This window comes from Variovorax sp. FG153, assembly GCF_057809595.1.
Window position 1 is genome coordinate 137,339 of the sequence record NZ_JBMDKG010000007.1, and the last position, 21,023, is coordinate 158,361.

The window sequence follows — 21,023 nt, forward strand, 5'->3', positions numbered from 1 at the left end:
CGGCTGGTTTCAGGCCAGCCAACAACGTGCTGAGCTTCGATAGACGGCGTCCAGACCGGGCGGGCAGCTCATGTCTGATCGCCCTCGGCCTTGCGCTTTACTGGATCTTGATGCCCAGCTTGCGCACGATTCCACCCAGTTCCGTTTGCGTCTTGAGAAATGTCTCTTTGAACTGCTCCGGGCCCTGTGCATCAGGAATCAACCCGCGCTCCAGCAACTCCTTGTTGACGGCAGGCTCAGCCACCACTTGCTTGACCACTGCAGCGAGCTTCTGCACGATGGCCGGTGGCAATCCCTTCGGCGCCACGAGCCCGTGCCACGTGTACATGTCGAAGCCCGGGTAGCCGCTTTCCGCAACCGTGGGGACTTCCGGGAGATATGGCAGGCGCTCCTTGGTGGTCACCAACAGCGGCTTCAGCTTGCCAGAGCGGATGTACGGCAGCGCCACAGTGGGGTCCGAGAAGTACAGATCGATCTGTCCGCCCAAGAGGTTCTGCACCGCAGGGGCGGCCCCCTGGAAGGGAACGTGCGTCGGGCGAGTACCAATTCGGTCGGCGAACGCCTCCATCACAAGGTGGTTTGCGCCGCCTTGACCCCAACTGCCGTAATTCACCTTGTCGCCTTCCTTCTTCATGTAGGCGATCACGCTGGCGCCGTCAGTAACTGGAAGGTTCGGCCGGGCCAGCAGCACGAATGGCACCCGCGCCATCATCGTGATGAAGTCCAGATCACGCTCTGCCGAGTACTGGAGGTTCGGATAGAGACTGCCGTTGGAGGCGATCTGCTCGGCCGTGTGCAGCACGGTGTAGCCATCCTTTGGCGACGACAGCAGGAGCTGGGTAGCAATCACCGTGTTCCCGCCCGGCCGGTTGTCGACCACGATGCTCTGTTTCAATACCTCCGAGGCACGTTGAGTGATGAGGCGAGCGATGTTGTCAGCGCCTCCGCCTGCGGGATAAGGCACAAGCCATCGAATCGGCCGAGAGGGGTAGTCCTGCGCGGAGGCAAGCCCGCCCCCGAATAGCAATGTCACGGCCATCAACGCTGTGGTGAGAATACGCATGAGGAATCTCCTTTGTCTCGAAGAGTGTTTGAGTGGTTTGAGTGGTTGCCGGGAGTGAGAGGCGGATGCCGCAGTGCGGCGGACTTTGGCGAGCCGGTACTCGCTGTATGCAGACTTCGTGGTCAGTGGCTCATACCTCCCAGGCACACGTACTTGACCTCCAGGTAGTCATCCAGGCCGTGATGGGAGCCCTCGCGACCGATGCCGGACTCCTTGATCCCGCCGAACGGCACGGCTTCATTGGCCATCAGTCCGACGTTCACGCCCACCATGCCAGTCTCCAGCGCCTCCGCGATGCGCCAGACGCGCGTGATGTCCTTGCTGTAGAAGTACGAGGCGAGTCCAAGCTCCGTGTCATTGGCGGCTTCAAGCAGCTCCGCTTCGTCGGTGAACCGGAAGAGCGGGGCGAGCGGACCGAACGTCTCCTCGCGGGCGACCTTCATGTTCGCTTTGGCGTCTGCAAGCACTGTGGGCTCGAAGAAGGAACCGCCGAGGGCGTGCCGCCGACCTCCGACGAGTACACGGGCGCCCTTGGAGAGCGCATCCGCAAGGTGGTCCTCCACCTTCTCCACGGCCCGCGCGTCGATGAGCGGCCCCATCGTGACGCCCGCCTCAGTCCCCGGGCCCACCTTGAGTTCTTTGACCTTCTCGACCAGCTTCGCCGCGAACTCGTCATACACGCGATCGTGGACATAGAACCGATTCGCGCCGACGCAGGCTTGCCCCGCGTTGCGGAATTTCGATGCCAGCGCACCTTCCACGGCCGCTTCGACGTCGGCGTCTTCGAACACGATGAACGGCGCGTTCCCGCCAAGTTCGAGCGCCATCTTCTTGATGGTGCTGGAGCACTGGGCCATCAGCTTCCTGCCGACGCCGGTCGAGCCCGTGAAGGACAACTTACGCACGATCGGATTGGTCGTCAGCTCCAGCCCGATCTCCTCGGGTGCACCGGTGATGACGTTGAAGACCCCCGGGGGTATCCCGGCACGTTGCGCCAGCTCCGCCAGCGCTAAGGCAGAGTACGGCGTGTTGCTTGCGGGTCGCACCACCATCGTGCATCCGGCTGCGAGGGCTGCTCCCGCCTTGCGCGTGATGATGGTGCTGGGGAAGTTCCACGGCGTGATCGCCGCGCACACACCGACCGGCTGCTTGATGACTACGACGCGACGGTCGGCCGCGGGCGCCGGGATGGTCTCGCCGTAGGCGCGGCGCGCCTCCTCGGCGAACCATTCGATGAAGGCCGCGCCGCTGACGACCTCCGAGCGTGCCTCGGACAAGGGCTTACCTTGCTCGGCCGTCATCAGCTTGGCCAGGTCATCCTGGTTCTCGATGATGAGGTCGGACCACCTTCGCAGTAGCCGGCCCCGCTGCTTTGCCAGGGTGGCGCGCCAGCCGGGCAGTGCTGCGTCTGCTGCCTCGATGGCGCGGCGCGCTTCAGCCGCGCCCATCTGCGGGATGGTACCGACGGTGTCGCCTGTAGCGGGGTTGGTCACGGCGACGGTGTCGCCGGAGTCTGAACTGACCCACTGGCCATTCACGAAGGCTCGCATACGCAGCAGGTTCGGATCTTTCAGAGCAAGTTCGATCATCGGGATGACCTCAATCTTCTTTGGAGAAGGTGGGCATCACGAAGCCGTGACCTTCCGGTGCATCCACGAGGCCCGGCTTCCAGGTAGCGTTGAAGTCCTTCGGATACGGATACCACGCAGAGCGATACTGCGGCGTCTCGATCTCGGTGGCCACGCTGATCACCGTGGGCATTCCGCTGGCCAGCGCGGCCGCGAACGCAGGCTTGAAGTCCTCGGCCTTCTCGACGCGGACGCCGACGCAGCCCATGCCCTCGGCCATCTTGGCGAAGTCCGGTCCCCAAAGCTCGGTTTCGCCCTTCTTGCGGTAGTCGCACAGTGACTCGCGGCCATAGATCTTGAACATCGCCTCGCGTTCGATCTGCAGCGACTTGTTGTCGAACACCACCGCGATCACGGGCAGCTTCTGCTCGACGGCAGTGAGCATGACGGTCGCACGCATGATGAATGCCCCATCCCCCAGCAGCGCCACGGCAGGCTTCCCCCCGCTCGCCATGCTGGCGCCGATGGCTGCCGACGCGCTCCAGCCCATTCGATGCATGAAGCTGCTGTGGTAGACGTTGCGCGACGATGCGCGCAGGAAACACGGGCCGAAGCTGAGCATGTGGCCGGTGTCGAAGAACACCGACATCTCGGGACATTGCGACTCGATGACCTGGCTCACGTCCTCGCAGACGCGGGCGTAGTGCAGGGGCGAGATGTTGGACTCGCGCAGCGGCTTGACCGCCTCGTTGAAGGCATCGCGTTCCTTGGCGAGTTCATTCGTCCAGCTTGTGCGTTCCTTGATGCCGGCGCCCTGCGCGGCCTTCGTCAAGGCCTCCAGCGCCAGACGCGCGTCCGAGTTCAGGGCGACCTCGGTCGGATAAGCCCTGCCCAGCTCGTTCTCGTCGATGTCCACGTGGATCAGCTTGGCGTTGCCGGGAATGTCGAACAGCGTCCAGCCGCCGGTGTCGATGTCTGTGAAGTGGGTTCCGACGCCGATGATCAGGTCGGAGCGGCGGGCCATGTGGTTTCCGTGCAGCGAGCCCGCGCGTCCGACGATGCCGGCAGATAGTCGGTGCGTCTCCGGGAAAGCAGCCTTGCCCGCAGAAGTGGCGACGACCGGCGTGCCGGTGGCCTCGGCAAAGTCCAGAAGCGCCTGATGCGCGCCACTGTTGGCGATGCCGCTTCCGAACACCAGCAGCGGGCGTTCGGCCTTCTCCAGCAATTCGATGGAGTCGGCGACTCCCTTCGGATCCGGGCCGGGCCGGCGGATCCGCATGTAGGGCATTGGATCGGGCAGACTGTCCTCTGGGATCAGCGCATGCTGGATGTCGAACGGAATTGCCAGGACCACCGGACCCGGCCGGCCCGACAGTGCCGTCTTGTAGGCGCGCAGAAACATGTCGATGCAGGTGTCGGGGCGTGTTGCCATCACGGCCTTTTTGCAGATCGGCCGGATCGCCCCTGCAAAGTCTTCAGGGCCATCGCGGTAAGCTTCCTCGATGCCTCCCCGGTCAAACCAGTGCGTGGCGCCGACGCCGACGATGGCGAGCATGGCGATCGACTCGTAGTACGCTGTAGCGATGGCCGGCATGATGTTGGCGTTGCCGGGGCCGACGCTTGTCGTCACGATGGGCAGTGCGCCCCCGCGCTTGTAGCGCCAATAGCCATCGGCAAGCTCCACCGCCTGATCTTCCATTCGCGCGCTGATGCATTCGATTTTGGTGTCGTACACCAGGGCATCGAGCAGCCCCCAGTTTCCATGGCCGTTGAGGCCGAAGACGAATTCCGTGCCCATTTTTTCGAGCAGTCGCGCAATGCCGGCGGCTACAGTGATTTGTCTCATATCAGTCCTCTTTCGTGTCTTCAGAGTGGTATTGAAAAGTCGGCGACACGCGATCTCGAAACACCCCGTGCGGATGGAAATCTATCAGCGAGATATCGATGGAGGAAGAATGATGTTTCGTTCTACGGAACATGGAGCCAAGAACAAACGGGCGACACTTCCTCCAAAACCGGACGCACACACACGTGCCTCCATCGCCTGTTGGATGGGGCGCGTCTCGCAATATTGAGTACAAGTAATGAGCTGCAGATGCCGTCCATCAATGGACGCATCAGGCTACTGCTGCGGCCGGAGCGGTGGGTTTCCGGCGCTGAAAACCCACCGTTAGGTGCGTGCACGACTTGATGGCCGATCCTTGGAAGCAGCGCGGGCCTAGCTCGAAGCGAGCAACAGTCCCCAGGCCGGCGGAGTACTACGCCGTTGCTCCGGCGTCGATTGGAAGCGCGACGCCCGTGATGAAAGACGCTTCGTCGGAAATCAGGAAAAGCGCTGCACTGGCAATCTCTTCGGGCTTGGCCGTGCGACCAAACGCATTACCGGTTGCCCGCTTTCGGACCAGCTCCTCCACGTCGTCGTTCTTGGTTGCCTCGTCGTCGGGCCGCTTGACAAAGACGCGCAGCATCGGCGTGTCGGTGGCAGTTGGGCACACGGCGTTAAATCGAATCCCATCCCTGCCGAAGCGCTTCGACAATGATTTCATCAGCCCCACGATGCCGAACTTGGCGGCCGAATAGACTGGGCTCACGGGTGAGCCAACGAGACCCGATGTTGAAGCAGTAAACAGGACGCTTCCGCCGCCGCGTTGCCGCATGAGCGGGATCGCCTCCACGACGGACGCCAGCGCGGCTCGTAGATTCAGATTGATCGCGAGATCGAACTCGGCCAGGTCCAAACCTTCGACCGCGGCTGCACCGGGATGCCCGGCGTTGGGCCAGAGAAAGTCCACGCCGCCGAATTTTTCTTGGCAGGTGCGCACGATCTGTCGCGCAAAGTCTTCTTGGGTGAGGTCACCGACTGCAGCGACTGCCGTGCCCCCCGCTGCTCGAATGGCTGCGACGGTCTCTTCGGCTGCTCTTTGATCCCGATCGACCACCAGTACTTTCGCACCTTCGTGGGCGAACCGGATGGCACCCGCGCGGCCAATTCCGGATGCAGCGGCGGTGATGATTCCGCATTTGTTGACGAGTCTCATGAGTGTCCTCCTTGACGACGGTGCCCGTCTATTCGATGACGATGTTGAGTTCGCGGGTCATGTTCTGGAACGCCGGCCAAGTCTGGGCAATGAACTCCTTGAGGGCGGACCCGGTCAGCGTCGGGCTGTCGGTGACACCGAGCTGGGCGAGCACCGCCTTGACTTTGTCGGAGGCATGAGCGGACTTCTGGATCAGCTCAGCGATACGCTGCACCACCTCGGTTGGCGTGCCGCGCGGAGCCAACACCATGTTCGACTCCAGAAGGCTCTGGAACGCCGGCCCCTTGAAGCCTTCGTCAGCCCAACTCGGCACGCCTGGCGCTAGTGGATTTCCGCGGCTGCCCTGGATCATGACGACGGGCTTGAACGACCCGCGCTGAATGCCGCCCGCCAAGCCGACCATAGAGCCCGCTCCCATGTCGATGTTCCCGGCCATCAGGTCGAGCGCCATCGGGCCGGTGCCCTTGTAGTTCACGATGTCGAACTGGCCTCCTGTCTGCTTGGCAAGCTGCATGACCATCATCTGCCAGCCGGACCCAACACCATAGTTGCCCACCGAAACAGGCCGCGTCTTGGACAGCGCGATGAGTTCCTTCAGGTTGGCAACGGGCAGGTCCTTCTTGACGACACCCAGCGACACACCGGTATTGAATGTTCCGACCGGAACGAGGTCCCTGGCTGGGTCGATCGGCGCCTTCTTGAGCAGGACCGGAGCCTGCGCCAGTTGGCTGTGCAGGGTGATCAGGAGCGTGTATCCGTCCGGCGCCGAGCGGGCCACGGTGTCGGCTGCGATCATGCCGAGGCCGCCCGGCTTGTTTTCCACGATCACAGGGGTTTTGAGTTCGGCCGTGAGGAATTCCGCAAGAGCGCGCGCGGTTGCATCGTTCGATGATCCTGGCGCCTGAGCAGCGACAATGCGAATGGGTTTGGATGGCCACTGCTGAGCTAGCACGGCGCGCGAGAAGCTGGTGGCCGCCAGAGCACTCCCTGCTGTAAGCAGAACCCAGCGGCGTGTCCGATTTGCCGAAGCGCGTTCGGCGTGTCTCCTGTCCATGTGTGCCTCCTATGATTTCGGCCGGAGCGCGTTTGGTCCCGGTGGCGAGTCCGGAAGATTAAGTCTGTAAGATGGCGCGGGGAAGCTGCGTGTTTCGCATATCGGAACACTCGGGGCGTAGCGCGGTTCGAACCTCCAGGTTCGCAAGGCGCGTCTTTCTTGCTCAGAGGAACTATGCAAACGAGTCGCAGCATCAGCCGAGAGACCGGAAAGTTTGTCCGGGTTACACCCGGCAGCCAGTCACTGGAGCGGGGCATCCGAATTCTTCGCGCCTTTCTGGGGGGAACGCCGAGCCTCTCCAACTCGGAACTAGTGCTGAGGGTGCAGTTGCCGAAGGCGACCGTGAGCAGACTGTGCCGCTCTCTAGTGGATACGGGACTTCTTGAGTTCGACGTGAAGGAAGAGGCTTACCGTCTGGCGCCATCGTGCTTGAGCTTGGGCCGAGCGTTTCAGTTCAGCCGTTCCGAGTTGGGCACGGTCAATGGTTTGCTCGAAGCCTTCGCCCGCGAGAACCAGATCAACGTCGGTCTGTCAGCGCATGACCATGTCCACATGGTCTATGTGACCACGTTTCGCAAAGGCCGTGGCGCCCAGACGCGCACGGTGGCTGCAGGGCTTCGCTTGCCGATCGAAACGTGCTCTCCTGGCATCGCGTATTTGGCTCATCTTGGAGCGAATGAACGAGCTGCCGTCTACGAGCTTCTGGGTGATGAGCACGGCCCTGCTTGGCCGAAGGTTCGCGGGCAGTTGAATGCGGCTATCCGCGAGGCTCAGAGGCGGGGATATAGCCAAGCAAGCTCTCTTCTTGGGAATGCGGGCGTAGGCACCATCGTGCGGGGGCCGCAGGGGTCCATATATGGCCTCAATGCTAGCTATTTGGCGTCTGCCGGTCTTCCTCCCCAACTCACTGTGGAGACACTTGGCGAGAAACTGCTTGCGCTGGCCGAGGAGGTGGAAGGTGTGTGGGGTACGACGCGTTGATGGGGCGCGGCACGCTCGCGCCCCCGAAGGCGGACGTGCGCGCCCATGCCTGCCGGGGTGGTCAGGAGTTTGGCTCTTTCATGAAACTCGCCTGAGCGCGCAGCGTCGTTCGCCCCTGGTCGTCGGTCGCCTCGCATTCGATGCATGCGAGGCTACGACCGACGCGCCGCGACTTGGCCCGAATCACGACTCCGGTATGCGGACTCGCTGAGATGTACTGTGCTGAGAGATCGATCAGTCGCCAGCCTTGCGGAAGTGCCGAGGTGCAAGTCCGCGCCGCGATGCCGAGCAGTACGCCACCCTGAATATCGCCGACACGGTTTTCCACGTGCATACCTCCTTGCACACGACGCTCCGCCCATCCTTCCCCTCGCCCAGAAGGAGCGCTCCAAAACCGTTCGAGGAATGGGTGCTCTGCGAGGGAGCCGGTGTCAGCGTGCCGCGCGCGGTCGAAGACGAGCTGTTCTTCCGACGTCAGATCCGCAGTCGCAAGGGGATCGATCGATTCGAGCGTGCTGCGCTTTGGCAGGGGATGAGAGGCCGAATTGCGTTCGCTATCGAGAACGGCAAAGGTGCCTTCTCCGGTACAGCAGAGCTTGCCGCTCGCGACGACAGACAGACTCGCTGCGGTCATCTGCATAGCCGGGCCTGGATAGCTCAACTTCAGCTCGGCAGCCGCATGAAGGTCTCCTTCTCCAGGGAGTACGCCTAAGCTAAGCCGTATGCTGACCGTCGCGACGCGAGCCGTGGGCCCCATCTGGCTACGTACTGCACCGGCCATCGCCACATCCGCGAGAACGCCCAGAGCTTCCAATGACACTGCCCCATTCGCGTCGATGCAATGCGGGCCTGCACGCATGACTACGTCGGCGTGGTGCTCCTCAAGGCGCCCGAATGCGAGCCCCAAATAGTGGGCAGGAAACTGCCACCCCGGAACTCGATTGGCGTTCAGGGCTCGCAGCACGCGATGGGTTTGGGATTCACGTTTCATCTGATCCTGTTTCAGTTCGGGAAGGGCGATTCCGTTCGATATGGAGACCTTAACGCGCATCACAGGAGCAGTGAGTCATTTGCTTATGCAGCGCACGCACCGTGTTTCGCCAAATGAAACGTCCGATGGCTTCCCCAAGGCAGTCGACCTCGCTTCGAGCGCATCCATTGCTGTTGTGGACTGTCTGTATGCAATTCTGATGGGGAGCAGCGCTCAAGCGCTTCACAAGCCTTGCACCGCTGAGAGCGAAGTTCTGAGCATCAAACTTTAAGAAATACTTATCCCCCGTTGTCGCCCAATCTCCCAAGACACCCTGCCGCTGCGCAACGTGGCGATGAGTTGCTGCCCCATCCGCTGATCGATCACCGGCTTCCATGGCACCAGGCTGAATCCCATGCCGTCATCGAGCATCGCGTAGCGTCCACTGGCGAGCATGACGCTACGCCGGCAGATGCCAGCCACACGCTGGCCGTCGGCCACAGGGCGATGCTCCAAGCCGGTTGCTGCGGCAATGTCCTTGGCGACCTGTGCCAGCTCCCGGTTGCGTAACGTGGACAGCAGGTTGCGCGCCAGGATCACGCGCTGCCCGCGCCGCTCGGCCAGGCCCTGTTCAACCAGGAAATCGGCGCGCTGCTGCATGGCCTGCTTGGCTTCGCCACCAAAGCCCAGGTCGCCCGGGCCCGAGCCACCGGCCATCAACTGCTGGTCGAGCCAAGTGGCACCGATCACACGGGCCTGCCGCTCGATGGGCAAGTGCGATTTCAGATCAACCGCCACGCCGCCCAGGCGCTGCGCGTCATAGCGGCGGCCCTGCTCGGGCGGGTCGGCAGGCACTTTCCATAGACCTTCGGCAACGCGCTCCACGATGCCAGCGCGGCGCAGGGCTTCCAGGCGCCGGACGTGGGCTGCCACGACCTCCTGGGGGTCGCGACCCGGCATGGCCTGACCCTGCGCGATGGCGAGGTGATGGTCGGTGCGGTACAGACCGTCGCTCGCCAGCGCGGCGATGTTGCGGTCGGCCGCGCGCACGTCGGCCGATCCCTTCACTTCCACCACGGCGCCGGACGGGTAGTTCGCCAACTCGTCGCGGGCGTTGAGCGCAACATAGTGGGCCTTGCCGTCCACGCCGTCGATGACCAGATAGCCCCGGTCGTGCAGCTCGTCGGCCAACCCCTTGGCGGCCACGCGGCCGATGACGCTACGGCCATCGTCGCTCGGCTCGAACACCGTCAGCTCGCGCGGCTCGCCGCGCATGGCCCGCTGCATGGTGCGGATGATGTCGCCACGCTCGCCCAGGGCGCGCAAGGTCTTCTCCGCGTCCGCATGGACGGCCCAGGTGCCCGGCTGCATCTCGTCGGCCAGGCCCCGGCGCTGCAAGCGTTGCAGTCGGCCTATCAGCAGCAGCCGCTGGCGTTGCAGCCGGGGTTCGTTGAGGCGTTCGATTTGCACCCGGCCAGCGTCGCTGGCCTCGCGTTTCAGCGTGCGATCCAGGCTCGTCCACCGCTCCTGCTCCACCTCGCGCCGCAAAGTCTGGTGGATCTCCAACTCTGTACGTGGCCCCAGCCATTCGGTCGCCAGTTCGGCGGCGCGATGGCGGAAGCCATCGGCGATGTAGTCGCCCGCGATGATGAGGTCTTTGCCGGTGTCGTCGCGACCGCGCACGACGATGTGCGCGTGCGGGTTGTCGGTGTTCCAGTGGTTGACGGCCACCCAATCGAGGCCCGTGCCCAGGTCGGCCTCCATGCGGCCCATGAGGTGCCGCGTGTAGGTGCGCAGGTCTTCCAACTCGGCGCCATCCTCGGGCGAGAGGATGAATCGGAAATGGTGCCGGTCGTCGGCGCAGCGTTCCTTGAAGTCCTCGAGATCGGCTTCGTCGGTCTGCGGCCCGTAAGCCCGGCCCAGTTCACCGTCCCGGCCCACGCCATCGCGCTCGATATAGCGCAGGTGCTTGGCGAGCGACTGCGGGCTGGCCTGGCGGTGGTTGACCAGCAAGGTCTTGATGGTCACGCGCCGCGACATGGGCGTCAGCTTCGCGCCCGCGAAGCGCGCCGCCGTGTGGCCGCGCCCTAGGCGCGATCCGGGCCGCTGGCCGGTGCCCCTCTCGGTGCCACTGGCAGCGCCAGGACGGCGCACCGTGGACTTGCCGCTGCTGGCCTTGCCCGTCTGCTTGAGCACCTTGGAAACGAAGCTCTGCCCCTGGCCTTTGCCCCGATTCTTCGGGGCGCTGGGGCGCACGTGGAAATCGTCGTCGCGTCGGTCGCTCATGGTTGTCTCCTCGGAAAACGACGGCGTGTCCGGTCGTGCGAAGCACGCGGACATGCCTGCATTGGCGCGGGCCTCGCGCCCCAAGCGGCACGGCGGCGAAGCCGCGCCGTGCCGCGCGACCCCCATGTGCAGACTGGCTTTCGACGCGGCCCGGTGCCGTGTCCTTTTGTCTTGCCTTCCGCCTTTGCTCTTCGCTGTCGCTCTGGGCCTCGGCGTCCCGGCGGTGCTGCGCTACCCACAGCCAGCCCGCCGGCGAACGCTTCCACGGTCGTAGGCCGGGCGCGTTCGAGGCAAGGCGCCTGCACGTGGGATGGCGGCGGCGGATGTTGCGCGAAGTGCGGCGCGAATGCGTACGCACTGCACGCGCGACGACACGGTGATGACCAGCGGCACGCCATACCCGATGGCACGATGAGATGCACGAGAACGTGCAGCGAATTGGCGGCCATCATGGAAGTCTCTCCAGCCAGACCGGATGCGCAACACCGATCACGGTGGATGCAGCGATCGGCCCAAAGTAGCGGCTGTCGAACGACGCCGGGTTGGTCACGCTCAACAGGAACAGTTCGCCAGATTCGAGACGGCGGCACTGCTGCCAGGATGGCAGAGGGCGGCCCAACCGGTCGGCTGACAGCACGGTGGCCGCAGGCACGCCGTCGATGCGAACGATGCCGCCCGCGACGCACACCTCCTGCGGCGACACGGCACCCACGCGCTTAAGCAGCGGAACGCGCGTCGGCAGGTAGCCGCGCTGCGCAGCGAGTGCGGCAGCTACGGTCGGCAGTGAGACGAGCACGATGCTGCCTACGGACAACGGACGTGGCTGCGAGGCGGACCGATGGCTGAACGGTTCGATGCGATACCAGCCGACCGCCACACTGTCGGACGGGTTGTAGGTCAGACGCGGTAGCGGCGACACGAACGCTGCCCAGACCAGCGCAGCGAGGCCGGCAGCGGCAACGCCCGTCAGCACGATGCGAGCGCGTAGGCGCGAGCGAGGATGCGGCGCAATGTTAGAGGTGGAAAGGGTCGTCATGGCAACGTCCCCCTGGCCAGCCAGGCTGCATGTCGCTCGGCGGTGTACTCGGGTAGCGGCAAGCGCGCAGCAAGCCGGTTGCCGAGCGTTCGCCAGTACGCGGGCGACACGTCGGCTGGCGCAATGCCTAGCGCCTCGATGGCGTCGAGCTGCGCAAACACGGTGCGGACGGCGGGTTCACCGTCGGCGTGCAGCAGCAACCGGGCACCTGGCAGCACGCCGGAGATACGCTGCACTGAATCCAGCGACGCGCAGGCCTGCATCACCATGAGTTCCCAACGGATGGTGCCGTAGTCATTGGCCTGCCACCGGATGCGGCAAAACAAGGCTCCCGGCAAGAACACCGCGACACGACGCCATTGGTCAAGCCGGACGATGCGTGACGGTTCGCCGAAGCGCAAATAGAGGTCGATGCGCCGCTCGACGTAGGCGAGCGATACGCGGGTCAACGGTACGGTGCCGGCCCGTCTGGCGAGCATCGCGAGCGAAGGCGGATTAGTGTCGGTTGTGGCAGCCGTGGCCGCCGAAGGTTCTACGTTCATTGGGAGTTCTCCGGAAACTCGCGCTCGAGCAGTGCGCGCAGCATTTCGGCCACCGTCACGCCACGCGTGAAGGCCGACACCTTGATGCGCGCTCGCATGGCGGGCGTGATGTCGAGGGTCAGGCGCGCGGTGTAGAGGTCGCCCTTTTGCAGGGCATCGGCGTCACCCTGGCGAATCCACGCCTCAGCGTGCGGATTCGCAGGCGGGCGAGCGCCGATGCCGATACGTTTGCCGCGCGTATTCGTCATGTCGGCCACCGCAGCAGTTCGTCGGTGAGTGCGGCGATCTCGCGCGCGGCGGCGCTGTTGGGCGCCGTCTCGCGGGCGAGCCGGCCGGCGGCTACGCTGTCAGCAAAGACAATGCGCTGGCGCACTTCCGAACGCAGTGCAGGCAGCGGCTGTTCGGCCAACGACTGCCGAGCCTCCCGGCCGATGATGGTGGTGCTGACACGCCGGTTGATGGCGAAGGCTGCAAGTAGCGCAGGCCGAAACACCTGCGCTTCACGGATCAGCTCCACCATCTCGGCACTGGCCCATAGGTCGTAAGGGCTGGGCTGCACCGGGATCAGCACACGCTCGGCCGCCAACAGCGCTGAGCGCGCCAAGGCGGCGATACGAGGTGGTCCGTCAATGATGACGTGATCGGCCCGTCTGGCGAGTTCCGGGGCCTCCTGGTGCAGTGTTTCGCGTGCCAGGCCCACGGCGCTGAACAGCCTGGGCAGACCTTGCTGACTTCTGCGCTGCGTCCAGTCCAGCGATGAACCTTGCGGATCGGCATCCAACAGAATGACCGATTGGCCCCGCATCGCCAGTTCGCCCGCGATGTGCGTGGCGAGCGTGGTCTTTCCCACGCCGCCTTTCTGATTGAGCAAGGCAATGATCATGGAGCGGTCCTCCTGCTTGGAGTGCTCGCCTGGTTCTGTCTTGCAAAACGTCTTTGGTTTTGGCTTCGGACTTGCCGTTCTCTCTGGCTTTCAGCAGTTGTCCACCGAAACGGCGCGCCTCTACTAAAAGTTAGGTATCTGAAGTTAGGAAAGTTAAGGGAGGCTGGAAGCCGCACCATTGCTTGGTTTGCGGCCGTTTGGCACGCCTGATAGCACGACAGGGACACGTCCGGTAGCACGATGCCCCGCACGCCTGATAGCACGAGGCCATTCACAGGCTGTACCAGAGTTATCCCCGTGCCGTTCGCGGCACGGGCCTGAAGGTCAGCAACTCCGCCCCGTCGTCCCGCATGCGCTCGATGCCCAGGATGTAGCCGGGCAGCGATTGCCGTACCACCAAGGCGCGCAGATCGCAGGCGAAGTCGTGGGGCTTGGCCGTGCTGCCCGACTTGCGGTGCAGATGCCGGAAGTCGAACTGCCATCCACCGGGCTGCTTGCCGCCGTGCTTGCGCACCAAGCGGTACAGCCAACGCTCGATGCCACCCGTGAGTTTGAAATAGGCAGGGTCGATGGTGAGCACCAGTGCCGCGTCCAGCACGCCCGCATAGAACCAGTCCGGCAGGATTAGCTCGATGCCCAGTGGCACGCCATTGGCATCGGCTAGCTCCTTCCACTCGTTGATCCACGAGAAGCGATGCAGACGCCTGCCGGTCGTCTCGCGGATCGACGTGGCAATCGTGGTCGATTGCAGGCGATCCAGCGCGGCCTTGAGGCGCTGGTAGTCGCGTAGCGACTTGCCGCGCCCGATGAAGCGCAGGATCTCGTAGGGCGTGGCCTGCATCAGCCGCGAAGGGCGCAGCCCCGCATCCTTGGCTTCGACGATCTGGCTGGCCGCCCAGATCAGGATGTCGGCATCCCAGATCGTGGCGATACCGTGCTCGGCCGTTCCCTCCACGCGGATCGTGACGTTGCCGCTGCGGAAGTCGATCGGCGCCACGCGCCGCGACTTCGCCAGCGAGAAGAACGGATAGGCCATCAAGTCCTGGCTGTCGCGCGGCGCCATGTCGCCGGGCAGCGCACGGAACAGGTCGAGCTGTTCGCGGGGCCGCAAGGCTTGCCCTGGCGGGCCGGACATGGCGATGGCTACCGGCACGCCGCCGATCAGCGCGCACGGCTGTCAGCCGAATGGTGCTCGGCGTACTCGGGGTCGGAAGTGGCCTCGAAGCTGCGGCTATCTGCCCAGACGTCGAGGTCGGCCACGGCGTACATGACGCGCCGACCGAACTTGCGAAAGCGCGGCCCACCACCGATCACGCGCTGCTTCTCCAGCGTGCGCGGCGACAGCCGCAGGTAGTCGGCGGCTTCGTCGTTGGTGAGGTAGCGTTGGGGTTGCGCGGTCGGGGTGACAGCAGCGGCAGCAGGCCGCAAGGGAGCTGGTCTCATGGTGTGAACCTCCATCGATCAGGAAAGCCCGGCCACACAGCGCGGCCGGATGGAGGCAGTCTCAAGAAGACAGCGCGTCCTGCTCAGGGTCGCTTTGCAGGGGATGCAGAACGACCCTCGCCAGGCGGTTCGAGCTGTGCCAGGCGGCGGTAGCCGCCGCGCATCAGCTCTTTGCCACGCTGCACTAGGCGGCGCATCTTGGAGCGCAGGCCGCCATCGGTGTACCAGCCCTCGGCCACCGCATCGGCGCCGAACAGCCCTTCGGCTGTCTCGCGCAAGGACGCCCCCGCCAGGGCGGCGTCGAGCGCCTGCAAGGTGTGCAATTCCAACAGCGCGGCCGGAGAGGGCCGCGGTCGGGCCGTCGCTGGCACGGCATTGGCGGCCAGCTTGTCCAGCTCTGCGGCAAGCGCGCGATAGCGGGCGCAAGGCGTGGCGCAAGCACGGATGGCATAGGCGTAGGCCATGCCATCGTCCAGGCCCGGCGCGAAGGCCAGGCGCAGGCAGCAGCCTGGCCAGCGTGTCACCAACACCAGGCGCCGGCCATCGTGGATCAAGTGCTTGTGCCCAGGGATGCGCCAGAACTCGAACGCCATCGCGTCCGGCGGCGGGTCGGCATCGGGATAGAGTTGCACCACCGCATCGTAGTCAGGGAACCAGGCCGGGTGGGCGTCGCGCGCATCCAAGCCGGGGTCTTCCAGCAAACGCAGGCCCCAGCGCTGCGCTGCATCCGGATGCCGGCGACGGCTCAGCCAGTCGCGCCGGTAGTCGGGATGACGGCGCAGGTATTCCCAGGCCAGGGCCGAGCCATCAAGGTGCAGCGCGTAGAGATACGCGGCGGTCGGGTACCAGTGTTCGGTGCTTCGATCTGCCATGACGCAACCTCCTGTTGAATTGCAGGAACGTCGCCACGGGAATCGAAATGCGGGTGCTACGGAATCGTTGCCATCACGTCATGGGGGGGTGGGCAAACTGGCAGTGTCAAGACCGATGGGCTCCGAAGCGTTGCTGGAATCGTCCGAATGCGACGGCTGCGCAGCCTGAAAGTGGTGCGCGGCAAGGGATACGGTGCCGCAGCCCGCACGAAAGATCATGACTGTTTGCGTCCGACTCGCACCGCTCCGGTGCATGAGTGTCGATTGAGATCGGCACGGTCTTGAGCAAGACCGAAAAAGACACAATGCGCCGCAACTGCCTGTGTCTGGATAGCCCGCTGCGGCGGACCATGCGGATCGATCAGTCGATGATCGATCCGTTGATGCGTGCCAGCCGCGCATAGTCTGACAGCGTGCGCGTCGCCGTGAAATACAGGTCGCGCTCGATGGGCCGCTTGAGCGGTCCGACGATGGATGCCAGCTCGGACAGCTTCACGGTGCCCAGGTCCGGCATGCCCAACCCCAAGTCAATGAGGCCGTAGGCCGTATCGCCATCGGCGGGATCGAGCGAAGCCAGCAGCCAGGTCGCATGCGCGTCCAGCGCGAACAGCCGCACCACGGGCAGCAGGTCGAGGTTCTGGCCGGCGGCGCGGGCTTGGCCGTGAGCCAGCAGCTGCGCGCGCTGGTCGGCGGTAATGAGCGGCTGAATCATGGTTGGGAACCCCACGAAACCGACGATGCACGGATGCGCTTGTACGCCAAAGCACAGAACCGCCGACCCGGCTGCGTGCTTTCGTGCGGAAGCACGAAAGCACAAGCCCACGAATCCGCAGAAGAACGGAAGCGCGGAAGCGGTTTTGTGGAAGTTAGGAAAGGCACGGATGCGACTCTCTGGATTTGGCGTTATCCGCAGAAGCGGATCTCCGTAAATGCACGAAAGCGGATAGGGCGACGTCAGATGAACACTATAGATTGTAGCTCTATAGGGCGCAATCGACTGTCATCTTGGTTTCGGGAGGAAACCATCGGATGGCGACAAAGAACTCATTGGCAACGGCATTGAAGACGGTCAGGAAAGCGCGCGGCTTGAGCCAGGAAGCGTTCTCCGACGTGTCCAGCCGCACCTACATGAGTTCGCTGGAGCGCGACCTGAAGAGCCCGACGCTGAACAAGTTGGCCGAGCTTTGCGAGGTCATGGAGATCCACCCGCTCACGTTGTTGACGCTGGCGTATGCCGGCGGCGGCCAGCGCAAGACCGATCAGCTTCTCGCACAGGTTCGGCTGGAGCTTGAAAAGCTCGGCAAGACTGGCGATCAATGACACTTCTTCACGACGACCCTGTTACCAAGCTGGCCTTCTCTGTCTACGAGAACAAGGGGGTTTTCGCCGTCCTTCTAGGCTCAGGCCTCTCTCGCTCCGCAGAAATCCCGACTGGCTGGGAAATCACCCTCGATCTGGTACGCCGCGTCGCGACGGCGCAAGGCGTCGAGGAGCAGGCCGATTGGGCACAGTGGTACAGAGAGAAGACAGGCCAGGAGCCCAACTACTCTGTTCTGCTGGAAGAGATCGCCAGTTCACCGGATGAACGGCGAGCCATCCTGCATCGCTACATAGAGGCAAGCGCAGAAGACCGCGAGGAAGGGCGGAGGATCCCAACAAAGGCGCACCATGCGATCGCCCAACTGGTCCGCGCTGGGCATGTGCGGGTCATCGTCACGACGAATTTTGATCGGCTCATGGAAAACGCTTTGCGCGAGCAAGGCGTCGAGCCTACTGTGGTGTCGTCCGTAGATTCGCTAGCCGGCGCAGAACCCTTGACGCATAGCCGCTGCTATTTGCTCAAGCTACATGGGGACTACAAAGACGCTCGCATTCTGAATACCGATGAGGAACTGAGTGCCTATCCCGATGGCTACAACCGGCTGCTGGATCGGATTTTCGATGAGCATGGACTGATCATTTGTGGCTGGTCCGGTGAATGGGATCATGCGCTGCGTGCGGCATTCCTACGCGCGCCTAGCAGGCGCTATCCCGTGTATTGGGCCACGCGCGGTGCACTGGGCACAGGGGCTGGTGAACTCGCAACACACCGGCAGGCTAGAACCATTCCGATCACTGGCGCCGATCAGTTTTTCCAGATGCTGCAACAGCGTGTCGAGACACTGGAGAACAGTCAGCGTCAGAACCCGCAGAGCGTGGAACTCCTCGTCAACAGTGCCAAGCGCTATCTTTCCAAGCCAGAACATCGCATCCAACTGGACGAGTTGTTCTCCCAAGAGACCGATCGGCTGCTTGTGCAACTCGATGGCGAGGCATTCACCCCGCAAGGCCAATGGAGTCCAGAGCATTTTCGGTCAAGGGTACGCCTCTATGAGTCGATGACCGAGCCTTTGGCTCGCATAGCCGGCGTCCTCGGACGGTGGGGCGACGACGTCGAATTCAGCTTGGTGCTGGATGTTCTGCGAAGTCTGCACCATCACGCAGGAATGATCGGCAACGGTACTACCGTGTGGTTAAACCTTCGCTCCTACCCAGCTGTTCTCGTGTTTACGGCATACGGCATCGGACTGACAAAGGCCGCACGGTGGAAGACCTTGCACCGACTCTTTTCGGCGACCTTGACTTCCGAACATCGTGAATCCAAGAAATTGGTCTCGACACTCTTTCTTTGGGCATGGTCCGGCGGGGAACAGCAGCTATGGCAGCAACTGGAAGGGATGGATCGAAGAAAGACGCCACTCAGCGATCATCTACTTCATGTGATGGCGGAATGGCGAAAAAGCTTCAGTGGGGCGGAGGCAAACTTCGAACTGTTGTTTGGGCGGTTCGAGATGCTGGGATCGCTCGCTGCTTTCGACGAGAACGACGAGGCACAACTGGAACAGGCCGCGACAGCGGCAGCGGCACGCAATGACGTGCTTGCATGGATGCCGATGGGGCGAGCTGGCTGGCACAGTTCATCGGCAAAGCTGTTACAGCAAGAACTGGAGAACGATGCGTTCATCCTCGAACTGCTGGGTGCCGGATACGCGAAGAATAGCCGGCGCTTTCTCCAACTGTTCGCAGAGAACTTCAAGCTCTATGCCCGAAAGATGTCGTGGTAGACCCCCGGTGAATCAATCGGCATTGAATTGAGATGCCCCGCCACAGTGGGCGGGGCGCTGTGGCCGTCAGGCCGCCTGTGGCTTGCTGCGCGACCAGATCAGGTCGTGCGTGCCGTCCTCGCCTTCGATCAGGCGGGCGTAGACCGTCGCCGGGAACGAAGGATCGTCCACGCTCACGGACAGGTACTCGCGCCCGGCTTCGCTGGTCTTCTTCCACGCTGCGCCGATGTCGTGACTGGCCGCCTGGAGGCGGAAGTCAGGGGCGTTTTCCTTGTCGCCCTTGTCGTTGGGAACCAGCTTGACCTTGACGTTGAGTGTCAGTGTACGGAGCGTGCCGGTGAAGCCGTCTTTGTCTGCGGTGAAGGTGCCGATGTTGGCCATGATGAAATTTCCTTTCGGTTAAACAAGGGTCGCGCCCATCGCGTCCTTGTTGTGATCCGGCCGGCGGGGGACGGGCTGGCTGCACCGCTTGCGGTCGCAACGCAGTGGAGAACCGGAAGGCGAAAAGAATTTGTCCCGCGAGGAAGCCGCGCAGCGGCAGGGAAATTGTTTTCGCCGCACGGTTGCAGCCATGAAGACCGAGGCGCAGCCGCGCCACCGCCAGGATTCACAACGAGACAAGGACGCCTTGGGCCGAACCGCTCCGAAAGGAGTCATGGCCAACTCGGCATCCCCGCACGAAGGCTTCTCCGATTCGTTCCCTGACGCGGGCCAACGTGACACCCAACAACGACATGCGAGAACGCCCCCGCCGCCGCCCCTGCGGGGCTGGTATTGGGAGGTGGCGTGGAAGCTCCATAGCGAGGCCGGGCGTCGTGTCCGTGAACCATCTTTCGCGAAACGATGGACGAGTACCGCAAGCGTCGAGGACGACCCGCATACGCACAACCTGCCGCAGCAAGCTACGGCGTATCCGCCGCGCCGTGACCATTGTGGTGGGGCGCTGACCTGGCCGATCCGGCGCAGCCGGTTCGGCGGCATTTGAGGGGCACCAAGCTGCGCGCGGTGGGGATTGGCCTTGCGCCGATCCCCTGGAGGCAAGCGAAGCGCGCAGCGCCACAGGCGCGAAGGCGTGAGGGATTGAAGCCGAATGGCCGTGACGACAAAGACGGCACGGGGCGCAGCCCGCAAAGCCCGGCGGCGCATTTGCGCCGACACGCTCAAGGCGCCTATATTTTTGGAAGGAGATCAGTGCAGATGCCGGCCTGGAGTTGACGCTGGTGCAGCTTCGCTTCGACCAACAGACTTGGTGATGACTGACGCCAAAACGCTTCTCCTTCCCGTCAGTCAGCTTCCGGTTCGTGCTTCAGCTTGATCGCGTGAATGCGCGCCTCGATGGCGTCGTCCTGCACGCGTATCGAGTCGAGGCGTTCCAGCAGGAAATCCTCTCGGATGACCTCCACGACCGTCGTTTTCCGATCTTCGCCGTCGTGCCAGTTGAATTCCAGTCTGGCAAGCGGCACTTCTTGCAGTTGCACCGCCCCGTCTGCGGTCACCTTTGCGGTGAGAAGTTGGCCGCTCACGACCACTATCGGGTGCCAGAAGAACAAACGCCAATACCGCCCCGTCTCCTCTGTGATCCACGCGTTAAACGCACCTACTTCGTCCTCCGTGTACTGGCTGGCCTTGAGCAGTGACGAGTAGATGTCGTCGGGTTGACATGCCGTGAATTCGTCCTGGCCATACAGCCTGCTTAACGCGCAAATCTCCGAGAACAGGTTGTGCCAGTCCGCTGCCCTCTCTTCGTAGGGCCGAATCAGATCGAGGAAGGGGCAAGGAGCCGGGCTCGTGCCGAACTTGATGTAGCTCTCGAAGTCTGCGTTGGGCGTCGAGGGCCGCTCCGTCAGGAGAACAATGGGATAGGCGTTGTTGATGGTTTGGATCACGAACGTCGTCTTGACGCAAACACCATGGCGATTCAGTCCACCAGCGGCTTCCGCCGTGAGATCGATTCCCCGTGCCCTGCCGTGATTTTCTTTGTGCGTAACGTTCGGCTCCACGAAGAAGTCTGACGCCGCGAGCGCGCACACAACACGAGACCTCATCAGGTATCCCGAGCGTTCGAGAGATTCGCGAATAACGTCGATTGAGATTGGCGGTTCTGCGGGCATTGCGGGATTGTGCCGCCTGCGATGATCTTTTCACGTAGCGCGCAAGTGGGAGTGCTTTCAATGCCGCCGCCT

General features: G+C 63.3%; 20 protein-coding genes. 3 read left to right on the plus strand and 17 right to left on the minus strand.

The window, feature by feature from the left end:
- Positions 1-97 precede the first annotated feature (97 nt).
- The 5 genes from ACODT0_RS11085 to ACODT0_RS11105 all read right to left on the minus strand — a co-directional run bounded on the left by ACODT0_RS11085 (position 98) and on the right by ACODT0_RS11105 (position 6,723).
- Complete coding sequence (locus ACODT0_RS11085) at positions 98-1,063, minus strand: Bug family tripartite tricarboxylate transporter substrate binding protein (protein ID WP_489041279.1); 966 nt, start codon at positions 1,061-1,063, stop codon at positions 98-100.
- Between the two features lie 122 nt (positions 1,064-1,185).
- Positions 1,186-2,652, minus strand: a complete 1,467-nt coding sequence (locus ACODT0_RS11090; RefSeq protein ID WP_489041280.1) for an NAD-dependent succinate-semialdehyde dehydrogenase — start codon at positions 2,650-2,652, stop codon at positions 1,186-1,188.
- 10 nt (positions 2,653-2,662) lie between these two features.
- Positions 2,663-4,477, minus strand: a complete 1,815-nt coding sequence (locus ACODT0_RS11095; RefSeq protein WP_489041281.1) for a thiamine pyrophosphate-binding protein — start codon at positions 4,475-4,477, stop codon at positions 2,663-2,665.
- Positions 4,478-4,889: 412 nt separating this feature from the next.
- Positions 4,890-5,669, minus strand: a complete 780-nt coding sequence (locus ACODT0_RS11100; protein ID WP_489041282.1) for an SDR family NAD(P)-dependent oxidoreductase — start codon at positions 5,667-5,669, stop codon at positions 4,890-4,892.
- Between the two features lie 28 nt (positions 5,670-5,697).
- Positions 5,698-6,723 carry a Bug family tripartite tricarboxylate transporter substrate binding protein gene (locus ACODT0_RS11105; RefSeq protein ID WP_489041283.1) on the minus strand — a complete coding sequence of 342 codons (1,026 nt, stop codon included), beginning with the start codon at positions 6,721-6,723 and terminating at the stop codon, positions 5,698-5,700.
- 174 nt (positions 6,724-6,897) lie between these two features.
- Between ACODT0_RS11105 and ACODT0_RS11110 the strand changes: the two genes are divergently transcribed.
- Positions 6,898-7,704, plus strand: a complete 807-nt coding sequence (locus ACODT0_RS11110) for an IclR family transcriptional regulator (RefSeq protein ID WP_489041284.1) — start codon at positions 6,898-6,900, stop codon at positions 7,702-7,704.
- A 61-nt stretch (positions 7,705-7,765) separates the two neighbouring features.
- Here the strand turns inward: ACODT0_RS11110 and ACODT0_RS11115 are convergent, their stop codons facing one another.
- From ACODT0_RS11115 to ACODT0_RS11160, 10 genes are all read right to left on the minus strand, one after another.
- Positions 7,766-8,695 carry an acyl-CoA thioesterase domain-containing protein gene (locus ACODT0_RS11115; RefSeq protein ID WP_489041285.1) on the minus strand — a complete coding sequence of 310 codons (930 nt, stop codon included), beginning with the start codon at positions 8,693-8,695 and terminating at the stop codon, positions 7,766-7,768.
- A 267-nt stretch (positions 8,696-8,962) separates the two neighbouring features.
- Positions 8,963-10,960 carry a DUF3363 domain-containing protein gene (locus ACODT0_RS11120; RefSeq protein WP_489041286.1) on the minus strand — a complete coding sequence of 666 codons (1,998 nt, stop codon included), beginning with the start codon at positions 10,958-10,960 and terminating at the stop codon, positions 8,963-8,965.
- A 448-nt stretch (positions 10,961-11,408) separates the two neighbouring features.
- Complete coding sequence (locus ACODT0_RS11125; RefSeq protein WP_489041287.1) at positions 11,409-11,996, minus strand: S26 family signal peptidase; 588 nt, start codon at positions 11,994-11,996, stop codon at positions 11,409-11,411.
- The gene (locus tag ACODT0_RS11130) at positions 11,993-12,538 is read right to left on the minus strand and encodes a DUF2840 domain-containing protein (RefSeq protein WP_489041288.1); all 546 of its coding nucleotides are present in this window, start codon (positions 12,536-12,538) and stop codon (positions 11,993-11,995) included. Before ACODT0_RS11130 ends, ACODT0_RS11125 begins: the two co-directional genes overlap by 4 nt.
- Positions 12,535-12,786, minus strand: coding sequence for a chromosome partitioning protein ParB (locus ACODT0_RS11135; RefSeq protein ID WP_248047096.1), 252 nt, complete (start codon positions 12,784-12,786; stop codon positions 12,535-12,537). Before ACODT0_RS11135 ends, ACODT0_RS11130 begins: the two co-directional genes overlap by 4 nt.
- Complete coding sequence (gene parA / locus ACODT0_RS11140; protein ID WP_489041289.1) at positions 12,783-13,421, minus strand: ParA family partition ATPase; 639 nt, start codon at positions 13,419-13,421, stop codon at positions 12,783-12,785. The genes ACODT0_RS11135 and parA overlap by 4 nt, the downstream gene beginning before the upstream one ends.
- Before the next feature lie 289 nt (positions 13,422-13,710).
- Positions 13,711-14,556 carry a replication initiator protein A gene (locus ACODT0_RS11145; RefSeq protein WP_489041343.1) on the minus strand — a complete coding sequence of 282 codons (846 nt, stop codon included), beginning with the start codon at positions 14,554-14,556 and terminating at the stop codon, positions 13,711-13,713.
- A 26-nt stretch (positions 14,557-14,582) separates the two neighbouring features.
- On the minus strand, positions 14,583-14,864 hold the full coding sequence (locus ACODT0_RS11150; protein WP_489041290.1) for a helix-turn-helix transcriptional regulator: 282 nt from the start codon (positions 14,862-14,864) through the stop codon (positions 14,583-14,585).
- Positions 14,865-14,947: 83 nt separating this feature from the next.
- Positions 14,948-15,736, minus strand: coding sequence for a DUF2285 domain-containing protein (locus ACODT0_RS11155; RefSeq protein WP_489041291.1), 789 nt, complete (start codon positions 15,734-15,736; stop codon positions 14,948-14,950).
- 361 nt (positions 15,737-16,097) lie between these two features.
- On the minus strand, positions 16,098-16,448 hold the full coding sequence (locus tag ACODT0_RS11160) for a DUF2958 domain-containing protein (RefSeq protein ID WP_489041292.1): 351 nt from the start codon (positions 16,446-16,448) through the stop codon (positions 16,098-16,100).
- Between the two features lie 317 nt (positions 16,449-16,765).
- On the opposite strand from ACODT0_RS11160, the gene ACODT0_RS11165 reads away from it, so the two are divergent.
- A complete protein-coding gene (locus tag ACODT0_RS11165) occupies positions 16,766-17,056 on the plus strand; it encodes a helix-turn-helix domain-containing protein (protein ID WP_489041293.1) in 291 nt (96 codons plus the stop codon).
- Positions 17,053-18,840, plus strand: coding sequence for an SIR2 family protein (locus ACODT0_RS11170; protein ID WP_489041294.1), 1,788 nt, complete (start codon positions 17,053-17,055; stop codon positions 18,838-18,840). The genes ACODT0_RS11165 and ACODT0_RS11170 overlap by 4 nt, the downstream gene beginning before the upstream one ends.
- A gap of 66 nt (positions 18,841-18,906) precedes the next feature.
- Here the strand turns inward: ACODT0_RS11170 and ACODT0_RS11175 are convergent, their stop codons facing one another.
- Together ACODT0_RS11175 and ACODT0_RS11180 are read right to left on the minus strand one after the other, a co-directional pair.
- The gene (locus tag ACODT0_RS11175; RefSeq protein WP_489041295.1) at positions 18,907-19,221 is read right to left on the minus strand and encodes a DUF736 domain-containing protein; all 315 of its coding nucleotides are present in this window, start codon (positions 19,219-19,221) and stop codon (positions 18,907-18,909) included.
- Between the two features lie 902 nt (positions 19,222-20,123).
- Entirely contained in the window at positions 20,124-20,951 is an 828-nt protein-coding gene (locus ACODT0_RS11180) for a hypothetical protein (protein WP_489041296.1), read from the minus strand.
- Between the last annotated feature and the right edge of the window lie 72 nt (positions 20,952-21,023).